13 protein-coding genes and 1 pseudogene are annotated in these 11,930 nt (G+C 68.2%); 6 read left to right on the top strand and 8 right to left on the bottom strand.

Annotation, left to right across the window (positions count from 1 at the left end):
* The first annotated feature begins 10 nt into the window (after nt 1-10).
* Nucleotides 11-214 carry a hypothetical protein gene (locus tag GLP40_RS16550; protein ID WP_154788817.1) on the top strand — a complete coding sequence of 68 codons (204 nt, stop codon included), beginning with the start codon at nt 11-13 and terminating at the stop codon, nt 212-214.
* Between the two features lie 211 nt (nt 215-425).
* Here GLP40_RS16550 and GLP40_RS16555 read toward each other — a convergent pair whose 3' ends face one another.
* The 5 genes from GLP40_RS16555 to GLP40_RS16575 all read right to left on the bottom strand — a co-directional run bounded on the left by GLP40_RS16555 (nt 426) and on the right by GLP40_RS16575 (nt 6,015).
* Complete coding sequence (locus GLP40_RS16555; protein ID WP_154788818.1) at nt 426-1,655, bottom strand: cytochrome P450 family protein; 1,230 nt, start codon at nt 1,653-1,655, stop codon at nt 426-428.
* An 8-nt stretch (nt 1,656-1,663) separates the two neighbouring features.
* Complete coding sequence (locus tag GLP40_RS16560) at nt 1,664-2,893, bottom strand: cytochrome P450 (RefSeq protein ID WP_154788819.1); 1,230 nt, start codon at nt 2,891-2,893, stop codon at nt 1,664-1,666.
* A gap of 122 nt (nt 2,894-3,015) precedes the next feature.
* Nucleotides 3,016-3,744, bottom strand: a complete 729-nt coding sequence (locus GLP40_RS16565; RefSeq protein ID WP_154788820.1) for an anti-sigma factor — start codon at nt 3,742-3,744, stop codon at nt 3,016-3,018.
* Nucleotides 3,741-4,397 (bottom strand): ECF RNA polymerase sigma factor SigK, encoded by a 657-nt coding sequence (gene sigK / locus GLP40_RS16570; protein WP_230329636.1) that lies wholly within the window; start codon nt 4,395-4,397, stop codon nt 3,741-3,743. Before sigK ends, GLP40_RS16565 begins: the two co-directional genes overlap by 4 nt.
* 526 nt (nt 4,398-4,923) lie before the next feature.
* Nucleotides 4,924-6,015 carry a polyprenyl synthetase family protein gene (locus tag GLP40_RS16575; protein ID WP_196054702.1) on the bottom strand — a complete coding sequence of 364 codons (1,092 nt, stop codon included), beginning with the start codon at nt 6,013-6,015 and terminating at the stop codon, nt 4,924-4,926.
* A gap of 258 nt (nt 6,016-6,273) precedes the next feature.
* Here GLP40_RS16575 and GLP40_RS16580 point away from each other — a divergent pair, with 258 nt between their 5' ends.
* From GLP40_RS16580 to crcB (GLP40_RS16590), 3 genes are all read left to right on the top strand, one after another.
* On the top strand, nt 6,274-6,897 hold the full coding sequence (locus tag GLP40_RS16580) for a carbonic anhydrase (protein ID WP_154788822.1): 624 nt from the start codon (nt 6,274-6,276) through the stop codon (nt 6,895-6,897).
* Between the two features lie 187 nt (nt 6,898-7,084).
* Nucleotides 7,085-7,603, top strand: coding sequence for a fluoride efflux transporter CrcB (crcB, locus tag GLP40_RS16585; RefSeq protein WP_328290246.1), 519 nt, complete (start codon nt 7,085-7,087; stop codon nt 7,601-7,603).
* Nucleotides 7,600-7,959: a fluoride efflux transporter CrcB gene (gene crcB, locus GLP40_RS16590; protein ID WP_154788823.1), complete on the top strand. Its 360-nt coding sequence runs from the start codon at nt 7,600-7,602 to the stop codon at nt 7,957-7,959. Before crcB (GLP40_RS16585) ends, crcB (GLP40_RS16590) begins: the two co-directional genes overlap by 4 nt.
* Before the next feature lie 381 nt (nt 7,960-8,340).
* Here crcB (GLP40_RS16590) and GLP40_RS35095 read toward each other — a convergent pair.
* A pseudogene (locus GLP40_RS35095) lies at nt 8,341-8,544 on the bottom strand (nitroreductase/quinone reductase family protein); the annotation flags it as partial.
* A 329-nt stretch (nt 8,545-8,873) separates the two neighbouring features.
* On the opposite strand from GLP40_RS35095, the gene GLP40_RS16600 reads away from it, so the two are divergent.
* Nucleotides 8,874-9,389: a hypothetical protein gene (locus GLP40_RS16600; RefSeq protein ID WP_154788824.1), complete on the top strand. Its 516-nt coding sequence runs from the start codon at nt 8,874-8,876 to the stop codon at nt 9,387-9,389.
* Here GLP40_RS16600 and cbiE read toward each other — a convergent pair.
* Nucleotides 9,386-10,630: a precorrin-6y C5,15-methyltransferase (decarboxylating) subunit CbiE gene (gene cbiE, locus GLP40_RS16605; protein ID WP_154788825.1), complete on the bottom strand. Its 1,245-nt coding sequence runs from the start codon at nt 10,628-10,630 to the stop codon at nt 9,386-9,388. The two genes, GLP40_RS16600 and cbiE, sit on opposite strands and share 4 nt — an antisense overlap.
* Nucleotides 10,627-11,388, bottom strand: a complete 762-nt coding sequence (locus GLP40_RS16610) for an SDR family NAD(P)-dependent oxidoreductase (protein WP_154788826.1) — start codon at nt 11,386-11,388, stop codon at nt 10,627-10,629. Before GLP40_RS16610 ends, cbiE begins: the two co-directional genes overlap by 4 nt.
* Nucleotides 11,389-11,455: 67 nt before the next feature.
* Here GLP40_RS16610 and GLP40_RS16615 point away from each other — a divergent pair, with 67 nt between their 5' ends.
* The gene (locus GLP40_RS16615) at nt 11,456-11,884 is read left to right on the top strand and encodes a PPOX class F420-dependent oxidoreductase (protein ID WP_154788827.1); all 429 of its coding nucleotides are present in this window, start codon (nt 11,456-11,458) and stop codon (nt 11,882-11,884) included.
* The last annotated feature ends 46 nt before the right edge of the window (nt 11,885-11,930 follow it).

Here is an 11,930-nt window from a genome sequence, read left to right on the forward strand (position 1 = left end):
GTCGTCCGTCGTGATCGGTAGCGGCGGCCTCGGCCAAGCCGCGATCCGGTTGCCGCGGCATCCGTCTCCGACCCTGGTCATCGCCCTCGACGTCACCGAGGACCCGCCCGACTTCGCGAAATCCGTTGGGGCACATGAGGCCGTGCTGTCGAAGGATCTGGCCGCCGAGGGTGCCCGAACCGGCCATGCTCACCGGTGCGCTCATCCTCTATAGAAAGTCCGAACGATCACCGGGTCCGGCGGCGCGCCTGGCACCGGATTTCGTCGGTTGCCGGCCGACCGTCGATAGCCATAGCGGTGGCGGGGCTGGAGTGCGACGTCACCACGCCGTCATCGTGCCCTGACTCCCGGCACCGGTTGGGCGTGGCGGCGTCCTGGGCGTGCGGGCTCCCGCCCGGTGGCGGAGCCCGCGCCACACTCGCGGACTACTCTCCCGCGGTCAAATACACCGGCAGAGAAGCGTGTCCGTTGGAGATGAAGCTGGGCAGGGCCGGGAGTTCGGCGGCGGGAACGGCCAGGCGCAGGTCGGGGAAGCGGTGGAAGAGCCGCGGGAGAGCGAGGTTCGCTTCCAGGCGGGCCAGCGGCGCGCCGAGACAGTGGTGGACGCCGTAGCCGAAGGCCATGTGGCTCTTGTTCTCCCGGGTGAGGTCGAACTCGGGGGCGGTGTCGCCGTGCACCTTCGGATCGCGGCCGGGGGCGGCGTAGCAGACGATGATGGGGTCGCCCTTGGCGATGCGCACGTCCTCGTATTCGATGTCCTCGACGGCGAAGCGCAGCGGCGCGTGCACAACCGCGGTGTCGTAGCGCAGTGATTCCTCGACCAATTCCGGCCAGGCCACCTCGCCGGCGCGCAGGGCCTTCAGCTGCTCGGGGTGGCTCAGGGCGGCAACGATGGCCTGGTCGAGCAGGTTGATGGTGGTCTCATGGCCCGCGCTGATGACCAGCAGCAGGGTGTCGACCAGTTCCTGCTCGGCCAGGGCCGAGCCGTCCTCGTCGTCGCGGGCGGCGATGAGCGCGCTGGTCAGGTCGTCGCCGGGCTCGGCGCGCTTGCGGGCGACGAGTTCACCGAGAAGGCGGTACAGCTCGAAGTAGTTGGCCGCCGCCTCTTCCGGACCGAGGGTGGTGTCGAAGAATCCGTCGGCGCAGACCCGCAGGCCGGGGAGCAACTCGTCGGGCACGCCCATCAATTCGGAGATGACGCCGATGGGTAGCCGATAGCAGAAGGCCTCGCGCAAGTCGACGACCTCACCGGCGGGCACGGCGGCCAGCGTGTCGAGCAGTTCCTCGGTGATGGCCTCGATCTGCGGCTGCAGCGCGGCGCTGCGGCGCGCGGTGAAAGCGGGGGCGACGAGCTTGCGCAGTCGCCGGTGGTCGGCGCCGTAAGCGGTGAACATGTTGTTCACCGCCACCCACGCGAACAGCGGCCAATCCGGCTGCACCTCACCGTTCATGAACGCGGGCCAGTGCTGGCGCGCGTCCTTGGAGACCCTGGAATCGGTGAGCAGCAGTTCGAGCAGATCGGTGTCGGTGATCGACCACGCGCGCACGCCACCGGGCAACTCCACCAGGGTGGCGGGTCCGCGCTCGCGAAGTCGTGCGATCTCGCCCTGGGTGTCGACCCCGGTGGTGTCGAGGGTGATCGGTTCGGTGATCATGGTGTTCCTCAGTTCACGCGCAGGGGCGGGGTCGGCGGGAAAGCGACTGGAAGTGCGGTCAGCGCTCGATGGAAAGGGCCAGGTCGCCAGATCAATTCGGCGTCGGGCACCCCGAGCCGCAGCTCCGGCAGCGCGTCGAGCAACTGGTCGATGGCATCCTGTGCGATGAGGTAGGCCGGGGACCTGGCCGGGCAGGCGTGCGGGCCGACACTCCACGCCAGATGGGCGCGGTTGTCGGTGAATTCGCGCGCACCGACCGCCGGATCGTTGTTGCAGGCGGCCATGCTCACCACCACCGGTTGATGGGCGGGCAGCCACACGCCGTCGACGAGAATCGGGTGCCGCGGGTAGCTGACGCAGTAGTTCGCGCCCGGCGGATCGGTGAAGAGCACCTCGTCGAGGGCGTCGCGCGTGGACAGGCTGCCGCCCAGCAGGTTTCCGGCGAACCGGGTATCGGTGAGCATGAGGCGCAGGGTGTTCACGATGAGGTTCTGCTCGGGTTCGATGCCCGCGCCGTAGAGGGTGACGATCTGGTGGATCATCTCCTCGTCGCTGAGTCCCTCCGGGTGCGAGACCAGCCGCGTCACGATGTCGTCGGCCGGCTCGGCGCGTTTGAGCAGTACCAGCTCCAGCACCGCCGCGGTCATCATCTGATTGCCGGCCTCGGCGTCGACGCCCTCCCAGATCGCCGCCTGCCCGGCCGCGATGCGCTGCCCGATATGCGGCGGGCAGCCGAGCATAGCGTTGATCACATGGAAGGCCAGCGGAAACGCGTACTGCGACACCAAATCAGCGCTGCCGGTCGAGCAGAACGTGTTGATCAGCGGCACCGCGACCCGCTCCACGGTGGCGTGCAGGGCGTGCGGATCCACGGCGTCGAGCGCGGTCACATTCGCCGTCCGATACCGCCGATGATCGGATCCGCTGCTGCGCAGCGCGTTGGGCCGCCACTCGAGCATGGGCATGACCGGGCTGTCCGGTGGCGCGGTGCGCTGCCACATCCGCGGGTCGGCGGGAAAGTTCTCGGGATCATTGAGGATTCGCAAGGCGGTGCGGTATCCGATCACCAGCGTGGCCGGGACCCCCGGCGCCAGCTCCACAGGGGCCAGCGAGCCGAAACGGGCGCGCAGCTCACGATAGATACGGTGAGGATCCGCCGCGAATTCCGGCGAGTGCATCGGCACGCGCGGCTCTGCGCCGGCGGCTCGTGCAGCATCGACAAAGCCGCCATGCGTCATGACCAGTCAATTCTCCTGTACTCCAGCCGATTCCGAGATCGGCCTTCGTCACCGTAACAGAACCGTCGATTCACCGAATGGCAATCGCGGCGAAGGCCGCCCGTTCGACAGGTCGGGCGGATTCAGCTCAGGTTCAGGCCGACAATCGGTATGGTCGTCGGCTGATCCGAGCCGCCCGCCGGCTCGACCGTGATGGCCAAGGTGTCCGCGGGGCCGAACTTCGTGACGAGAGGGCGGCTCGGAAGAGCCTCCAGAATCGAGGCCGAGCGCGGATCGCCGCCCACGGCGACGAGCCATACCTGATAGGCGCGGCCGAAAGGCGGTGCGGCGACGTCATCGAACGCGATGGACACCGCGCCCAGCGAGGGCGACGATTCGATCCACAGCTCGCCACCGCCCTCGACCGCGGCGGTGCGAGTCACCTTATCCGGTTGCGCGGCAATGACGGCGGCGCTCACCTCGGCGGGCTCATCATTGCCCGCCCGAGGCGTAGCGATCGGGAGACCAATGCCGAGCATGACAACGAGCAGGCCACTCGCGGCCAGCAGACCCCACCCGGAGGGGGCGCCGATGCGGAATCTGCGGTGGCCGTCAGGTCGAATGGCACGATCGAGCGCTCGCAGCAGCCTCGCCTCCAGTTCGGGTGGCGGCCTGCACGCATCGAGGACACTGAGTTCGGCCAGGGTCTCGCGGACCGCCGCCACGGTGGAGTCGAATTCCGCTGCCACCCGACCGTCCGCCGAGCAGCGTCGGCGCTCGATGGCGTCGCGTTCCTCTTCGGTGACGGCATCGAGAGCGTACGGATAGGCGAGATCGGTCAGCTCGGTGTCCGATCGGTCGGTAGTGGTCATCGTCGATCACCTCCTCCTGTCAGACATACCCGCAGGCGTTTGAGTCCATCTCGGATCCGGGTCTTGACCGTCGCGATGGGCACGTCCAGGTGGTCGGCCACGTCGGTGTAGGTGAGGCCGCCGTAGTAGGCCAGGTCGATGGTCTCGCGCTGCAGGTCGGTGAGGGTTTCGAGGCATCCGAGCACGGCGCGCCGATCGTCTCGCTCGCCGACCGTCTCGAAGACCACGTCGTGCTCGCGTTCCACATTCCTTCTGCCGTAGGCGATGTCGCGCGTTTCGAGGGCGTGATCGTGCCGCACCCGATCGACGGCACGCCGGTGGGTCAGCATCATCAGCCAGCCGATCGGAGTCGCACGGCGCTGGTCGTAGCGCGCGGCGAGAGACCAGGCCTGCAGATAGACGTCCTGGGTGATCTCCTCCGCGGTCGCCTGGTTGTCGAGCATGCGCAGGGCCAGGCCGTAGACGCGGTGGCTGGTCATTCGGTAGAGCTCCGTGAACGCACCACGGTCGCCGCGCGCGATCTCCGCGATGAGCCGGGCCGCCATGCGAGCGTGCTCGGAAGCCTGCGGGGGCCGTACCGGGCAGGACGCGAAGCCAGTGCCGTCCTGATTGACCCCCATTCGGAGCACGATCGGGTTCTCGTCGTCGGTCAACGTCCCACCTGCATTCCTCCGAGCTCGCGGATACCTGGGGAATTCGCACGTGTCAGGCTTAGAACCGCCTGTCGAAATCGAGGTGCGGCACAAGCGAGTCTGAAACGTTGTCATCTGCAATTTCGTCCAAACAACGCTACCATTCAGCAACTCGACATCCCCTGAACACCGTCAAAACTCGCATTCGAGACGATTTCGAACGACGTGGGATCTTTTCGGCAGGATCGGTGGGCGAATGTCCGACACCAAGCCCGACGCCGAACTCCTCGACCTGGCTGCCCATACGCTCTCAACGCCCCGTCAAACCAGGACTGTGAGATGGTCGAGCGTCTGCTCGGGCAGGCCGGGCGAAGCAACCGCCGCCGCCCTCCTCACCACGGTCCACGATCTGCGCGAGACGCCGGGCGAGCATGACCACCGTCCCCGCTCGGCCGAGCGCGGAGGCGCGGCGCACACCGGACGAGCGAGTTGGCAACTTTTAGGCAACCGCTACGAGCCGATCGCGGGTGGTCCGCTGTCCGGTCGGTTACCCGATGATCAGATCGGCGGCATTGCGCAAGCCCGCCACGGCGAAATCGGGGATCCGGGTGTCGTCGAGGGCACTCTCGATTTGGTTTCGACGGTGCCGGATCATCCGTTCCACTTCGAAACGCGCTGTGACGGAAAGGATGTCGCGGCAGATCGCGGCACCGGACTCGTCCAGGCGCGTATTGCCGACGAATCCGGTCAGGTCGTCTCGGCGCTCGGGGGTCGCATGACGCAGGGCCAGCGCGAGCAGGACGGTGTGCCTGCCCTCGCGCAGATCGCGCAGGCCGAATCGGCCGACCGATTCGCCATCCTGGAAGACGCTGCGCAGCTCGTCCTGGAGACGTGCGACCTCGCCGACCGGCCGGGCGTAGGCCGTCAGCGACCTCAACACGTCCGGGTCGGCAGCGGCCAGGGCCGCGCCGACATGCAGTGGCCGCTCCACCATGCACGCAACAGTCCGATAGCGGACGATCTCCCACGCCTGATCCAGGTCGGGCGTGGGGCGACCGCTGGTGACCAGTTCCAGGTATCGGCCGTAGTTCACCTCGGTGCGCAGGGTGTCGAGCACCGCCGAGACCGCCGCGCTCCGCGCCGGCGAGAGTCCCGCCCCGTGGATCAGTTCCTGGGCCCAGCCCAGACCGCAGTCGCCGAGGATGACGGCACTGCGCGCACCGAATCGTTCGGCCGCGCGCCCGTTTCTGACCCGTCGGCTGCGATCCGCGGCGATGCGATGCACCGTGGGTCGCCCGTCCCGGCTGTCGCGATCGTCGAGCAGGTCGTCGTGGATGAGCGTGGCGGAGTGGAAGAGTTCGACCGCGGCCGCGGTGCGCACCACCTCGTCCGGAAGATCGATGCCACCGCCCGCGTACCAGCCGAGGACGCAGAACAGGGACCGAATCCGGTTCCCGCCGGCGAACAGGAACGAGCGGACCGCGCCGACGACGTCCGCGGGCAGCCGGCACGCCGCCGCGGATTCGGCCTTGCGGTCGAGGAATTCGTGGAGGGCGGCATCGATCCGCCGGCGGATCGCGCCATGGTCCACAGGTGAATTGGCAACGGCCGACACCGTCATCACAGTCTCCGATCCCACGCGCCGAAGAATTCGAACACCTCCCCGCGTCCGGCCGGGCCGAACGGGACTGAAACCAAAGAGAGTGTAATGGATATTATGCAGACGGGTAAATGTCGCCCATAGCTCGCGGCATTGCCCGCAGTCGTGCGATGTCATGAATCCCTGTGTTGCGCACGGGAATAGACGAGCAACCAGACGCCCATTGCTCGCGGACCGGAACCCACGACCGCGGGGGCGATGTGAAGCACTCGATCATCGAGGTGCAAAATCGGGCATATGCCGCACTCCAATCCGATCAGCGCGTGGAAATCCCTTCGCGAAGGCAACGAGCGTTTTGTGCGGGGCTCCCAGGTCCACCCCAGTCAGGGCGCCGGGCATCGCGCCGAGCTCGTCGGCGGACAGCACCCGACCGCCATCCTCTTCGGATGCGGCGATTCCCGGGTCGCCGCCGAGATCATCTTCGATCAGGGCCTCGGCGACATGTTCGTGGTCCGCACCGCCGGGCACGTCATCGACAGCTCGGTCCTCGGCTCCATCGAATACGGCGTACACGTGCTCAACGTTCCGCTGATCGTGGTCCTCGGACACGACAGCTGCGGCGCGGTCAAGGCCACCCTCGACGCCCTCGACGGCGGCGCCGTCCCCGGAGGGTTCATCCGCAGCGTCGTCGAGCGCGTTACCCCGTCGATTCTGCTCGGCCGCCGCGAGGGTCTGAGCACCGTCGACGAACTCGAGGCCCGCCACGTGGCCGAGACCAGCCGCGTGCTCATGGAGCGCTCCCTGATCATCTCCCAGGCCGTCGAGGCCGGCCGCTGCGCGATCGCCGGTGTCACCTACCAACTCGACGACGGCCGCGCCCATCTCAATCAGGTCATCGGCGATATCGGCGAACAGCCTTGAGCGTCACCGCGCGCTGGTGATCTCACCCACATCGTGAGCGCACACCGCCGTGTTCTCGTTACCCTGACCGATATTGCGGCGGTGGGGCTCGCCGCTCCGGACTCACGGAACAACTGCGGCGAATCGGCCGCCAACAGTCCCTACCCCACCTCGACACCTCTCGGGTGCGCTGGAGTAGGAGAACTGTGTGACCGGTGACCTGGACTCGACCGACGACATCGAGATGATCGAACCGGTCGACTCGGATATCGATCTGCACCGACCCGAGCAACGGCAGGAACTGCTGCGGTCGCCCGGCGCGACCCTGGCCGTCGTCTCGATCGGCGGCGCGGTCGGCGCGCTGGCGCGGTACGGTCTCGCGCTGGCGTGGCCGACGCCGGCTGCCGGATTTCCCTGGACCACCTTCGCCACCAATGTGATCGGCTGCTTCCTCATCGGTGTGCTGATGGTGGTCGTGACCGAGATCGTCACCGCGCACCCGCTGGTGCGCCCGTTCCTCGGTGTCGGCATCCTCGGCGGATTCACCACCTTCTCCACCTACGCCAACGAAACCCGAGGTCTGATCCAACCGGGCACCGTCGCAACGGCATTCCTCTACATGGCCGCCACGCTGGTCTGCGCCCTGCTGGCCACACTGCTGGCGCTGCGCGTGACCCGCGCCGTGTACTCCCACCGGATCACCCGAGCCCGGGAGGTTTCCGCATGACCCCGCTGCTCGTCATCCTCGGCGCGATGATCGGCGCTCCGATGCGCTACCTCACCGACCGCGCCATCCAGACTCGCCACGACAGTGTCTTCCCGTGGGGCACCCTCACCGTCAATCTCACCGGCTGCCTCATCCTCGGCGCGCTCTCCGGCGCCGCGGTCTCCTCGCCCACCTACGCGCTCATCGGCACGGGATTCTGTGGCGCGCTCACCACGTACAGCACCTTCGGCTATGAAACCGTGCGGCTGGCCGAACAACGCGCCTACCTCTACGCGACGCTCAATGTCGCCGTCAGCCTCGTCGCCGGGCTCGGCGCGGCGTTGCTCGGCTACACCACCGCCCACGCTCTCGGCTGACTCCGGTCGGGACTGATCGATTCGGAGCGAGGCCGGGATTTCCGCGGGACCGTCGATGACGAGCAGGTGGCCCCGGTTGGGCACGACGTGCACGTGGGCGCCCCGGACGGACGCGGAGCATCGTCGGCGGCAATTGCCGTCGACCTCGCCGTGCCAAACCCGCACCGGCACGGTCACTTCGGCGCGCTCGAAACCCACGCGCGGGTGAAGACCAGGCGGATGTCGGTGGCGAAGCCGCGACTGCCCTGCTCGAAATCGCGGCGGTCGGACTACCTCGCCCCACATGAGCCGAGTTCGCGACATGGCGAAGTCGTCATCGCGGTTCGAGAACCACCATCGGGATGACCCGCCCGCATGCTGTGGGCAGAACGCGAAATCCGGCACCACGGCCACCAACTCCGCCCACAACCGCTCCCGTTCGTCCGGATTCGCCGCCCGCGCCCGCACCGCGCGAACCTGTCCACCGACCTGCATCACGGTCTCCGGCCGGGCCGCCAGATTGTCGAGCCACGCCGGATGCTCCGGCAGCCACGCCTCGGCCGCCGCGACAGCCACCGCCTCGCCGGCCGCCACATACATCGACGGCCGCGTCCGGCGATTTTCCGGCTACGAGCCCAACGCCTCTGACCAGTGTCGTTGCCAGAATCCCGAAACGACTGGACTATCGATGGGGACGGGCTCGACCTGGTCGAGAAGCGTTGGGGCAGGGTGGCCCACAGGCGCCATGAGGCGAAACTCGAGGAGCCGCCTCGCGTGTCGCGCTTGCGCCACACTGCCGGGCTGCCCCACAGTGAGACGGTCGCCGCCTGATGAGCGAATACACGGCAAACGCTGTGTGCGGTGTCGGTCACCGCTTCGCTTCGCGCCCGACACCGAGCCCGGCAGTGGAATTCGGCACGGAAGGATCGAAGGCGATGACCGACATGATGATCGACCCGGCAGCCGCCCGGACCCAGTTCGCCCGACCGGCGGCGGCTTCGGCACTACACGGCGGCCGCTACTCGGGACCGGCCGCCGTGTGGCAGGAGGCGAAAACGGTTCTGGTGACCAGAGCCACCGGACCACGGCAGCTGGCCACCGCGGCACGGCTGGTGGTTCCCATCGGCGACAACGGTCTCGCCTTCCGGGTCTCCTCATTCTCCGCCGAGGCAGAGCAACTCGCCCAGGACGGCCGAGTGCTGGTGCAGCCCGGCGACTGGCGCGGCAATCCGAAACTCGGCTCCCGGCAGTTGCAGGGACACGCCCGGCTGGTGAGCACCGGCGCCTTCGTGCCATGGGTGCAGGCCGAGATCGAGGCCAAGTACCGGTGGCGGATGTCGCTCGCGCGGGCCGCGCACCGAATGGCCAATGGGAACGCGCCGTACGGCAACCTCGTCGTGCTCGTGACCGTGTTCGAACCCGGTCCGCTCGCGCTGCCGCCGTATGACTAATTTTCCGCCGCAGCGGGTTTCACGACCGACCACTGAGTGACCGGCAGCTGTGGACGCCAGGCGGTGAACCCGCCCAACGGCTCGGCCCGGTACACCTGGAAGCGGCGCAACGCGCCACCGTGATGGTCGGCCAGGTGCAGCAGCAGCGCATCGGACTCCGCGGTCACCGCGCTCGCGACCAGACGCCCACCGGGACGCAGCCGTCCCCAGCAGGCATCGAACATGCCGTCCTGGGTGAGGCCGCCACCGATGAAGATCGCATCCGGTGCGGGCAACTCCGCGAACGACTCGGGGGCCACGCCGCGCACGTCGACGGCAGGCACACCCAACGCCGTCGCATTGTCGGCAATCTGCTTGCGGCGACTCTCCATTCGCTCGAAGGCGATCGCGCGGCAGGCCGGATCGGTGCGGCACCACTCGATGGCGATGGTGCCCGAACCGCCGCCGACATCCCACAGCAGCTCCCCCGGCGCGGGCGCGAGCGCCGACAAAGTCAGCGCGCGCACCTCGGACTTAGTGAGCTGACCGTCACCGCCGTAGACCTCGTCGGGCAGCCCCGGAATTCGCGTCAGACGCTGCGATGCCGGATCCGCGGCACAGTCGATGGCCACGATGTTCAAGGCATCCCCGGCCGGGTGATCCCAGTGCGCGGCAATGCCGTGCACGATCCGCTCGTCCGGCCCACCGAGCTGTTCCAGAACGGTGAGAGCCGACGCGCCGAAACCATTGCGCGCCAGCAGTTCCGCGATCCGGATCGGCGTGTGCTCGTCGGAGCTCAGCATGAGAACCCTGCGCCCGTCCGACAATTCCGGAAGGACCGTCTCCACCCGCCGCCCGACCGCGCTCACCACCGGTGTCTCATTGAGCGCCCACCCCAGCCGCGCACACGCCAGCGATGCGGACGACGGCTGCGGCAGCACCCGCAGGGCATGCGCCCCAACCAGTTTCGTCAAGGTCACGCCGATACCGAAGTACATCGGGTCACCGCTGGCCAGCACACCGAGCCGACGCCCCGCATACCGTTCCAGCAGCCCGGTCAACGCGGGCACCAGCGGCGAGGGCCACGGCACCCGCTCGGCCCTGGTCTCATCCAGGGGAATCAACGCCAATTGCCGTGCGGAGCCGAGCAATACCTCGCACGCGGCGATCTCGCGCCGCGCCACGCCGCCCAGGCCGTCCCAGCCGTCGGCCCCGATCCCGATCACCGGAATCGGCGCCGACGACAGTGGGGTTGCGTTCATCGCGGCATCCGGCGCCAGACCGAGTACGGCACATAGCGCATGGCCAGGAACAGCAGGCGAATCCGCCGCGGCACCGCCACATCCCGCACCCGCCGGTACAGCCCCGACACCACGGCGTCGGCCACCTGATCGGGTGTGCTCGATAGCGGGGCGGGTTCCATACCGGCCGTCATCCGCCCGATGACGAATCCGGATCGCACCATGAGGAGGTGAACTCCGCTGCCGTGCAAGGCCATCTGCAACCCGGTCGCGAATCCGTCGAGGCCGGTCTTGGCCGCACCGTACACGTAGTTCGCACGCCGTACCCGCACACCCGCGATGGAACTGAACACCACGATCTGACCGTCGCCCTGCTCGCGCAGCAGATTCGCCAGACTGGTGAGGACGCTCACCTGGGCGACGAAGTCGGTCTCCACGATCTCGACCGCGTGCGCCGGATCCTTTTCCGCCCGAGCCTGATCCCCCAGGATCCCGAACGCGACCACCGCCACACCGATACGCCCGTGCTCGGCGATGATCTTCTCCAACAACGGCTGATGCGACGCCATATCGTCGGCGTCGAACTCCACGCAGTGCACCGCCGCCGCCTCGGCGATCAGTAACTCCTTCGTCTGCTCCTGTAGCTGGTCACTGCGGCGCGCCGCCAGAATCACCACCCGGCCGGGCGACAGCCGTCGGGCCACCTCCAGCCCGATCTCACTGCGCCCGCCCAGCACCAGCACGACGCCCTTGTCGACGTCCCGCGATCCGAAACCCATGGCCCACAGTTTGCCACCCGGGCACCGCTGTTCGGTGCGCCCGAGTCCGGATTGCTAGCGTCGGGTCATGACCAGCACCGCCGCACGCCCCGAACTGTCCCCCGCCGCCGCCGACTTCGTCACCGAGCGCCACCTGGCCACCCTCTCCACCCTGCGCGCCGATGGCACTCCGCACGTGGTCGCGGTCGGGTTCACCTGGGATCCCGAGGCGGGGATCGCGCGCATCATCACCAATGACGGCTCGGTCAAGGTCAACAATGTGCGGCGCTCCGGCTATGCGGCGGTGAGCCAGGTCGACGGCCCGCGCTGGATAACCCTCGAGGGCCCGGCCACGGTGCTCGACGACCCGGACTCGGTAGCCGATGCCGTCGAGCGCTACGCCGGTCGCTACCGCCGGCCGCGCGAGAACCCGACCCGCGTCGTCATCGCCATCCAGGTGCGGCGTGTCATGGCCAGCAGCGTCTTCAAGGGCGACGTCCCCGCCGCGGGCCACTGACCTCGGCGCCCGATCCCGGCGCGGCCTGGATCGGGGCGACCGATTA

It is taken from the genome of Nocardia aurantiaca (genome assembly GCF_009708175.1).
In the GTDB taxonomy this organism is placed as follows: Bacteria; Actinomycetota; Actinomycetes; order Mycobacteriales; family Mycobacteriaceae; genus Nocardia; species Nocardia aurantiaca.

Coding starts and splice junctions, on each gene's coding strand:
- GLP40_RS16555 (WP_154788818.1), bottom strand. CDS start 1,655: ATGATCACCGAACCGATCACCCTCGACACCACCGGGGTCGACACCCAG.
- GLP40_RS16560 (WP_154788819.1), bottom strand. CDS start 2,893: ATGACGCATGGCGGCTTTGTCGATGCTGCACGAGCCGCCGGCGCAGAG.
- GLP40_RS16565 (WP_154788820.1), bottom strand. CDS start 3,744: ATGACCACTACCGACCGATCGGACACCGAGCTGACCGATCTCGCCTAT.
- GLP40_RS16580 (WP_154788822.1), top strand. CDS start 6,274: ATGCCGCACTCCAATCCGATCAGCGCGTGGAAATCCCTTCGCGAAGGC.
- crcB (WP_154788823.1), top strand. CDS start 7,600: ATGACCCCGCTGCTCGTCATCCTCGGCGCGATGATCGGCGCTCCGATG.
- GLP40_RS16600 (WP_154788824.1), top strand. CDS start 8,874: ATGACCGACATGATGATCGACCCGGCAGCCGCCCGGACCCAGTTCGCC.
- cbiE (WP_154788825.1), bottom strand. CDS start 10,630: ATGAACGCAACCCCACTGTCGTCGGCGCCGATTCCGGTGATCGGGATC.
- GLP40_RS16610 (WP_154788826.1), bottom strand. CDS start 11,388: ATGGGTTTCGGATCGCGGGACGTCGACAAGGGCGTCGTGCTGGTGCTG.
- GLP40_RS16615 (WP_154788827.1), top strand. CDS start 11,456: ATGACCAGCACCGCCGCACGCCCCGAACTGTCCCCCGCCGCCGCCGAC.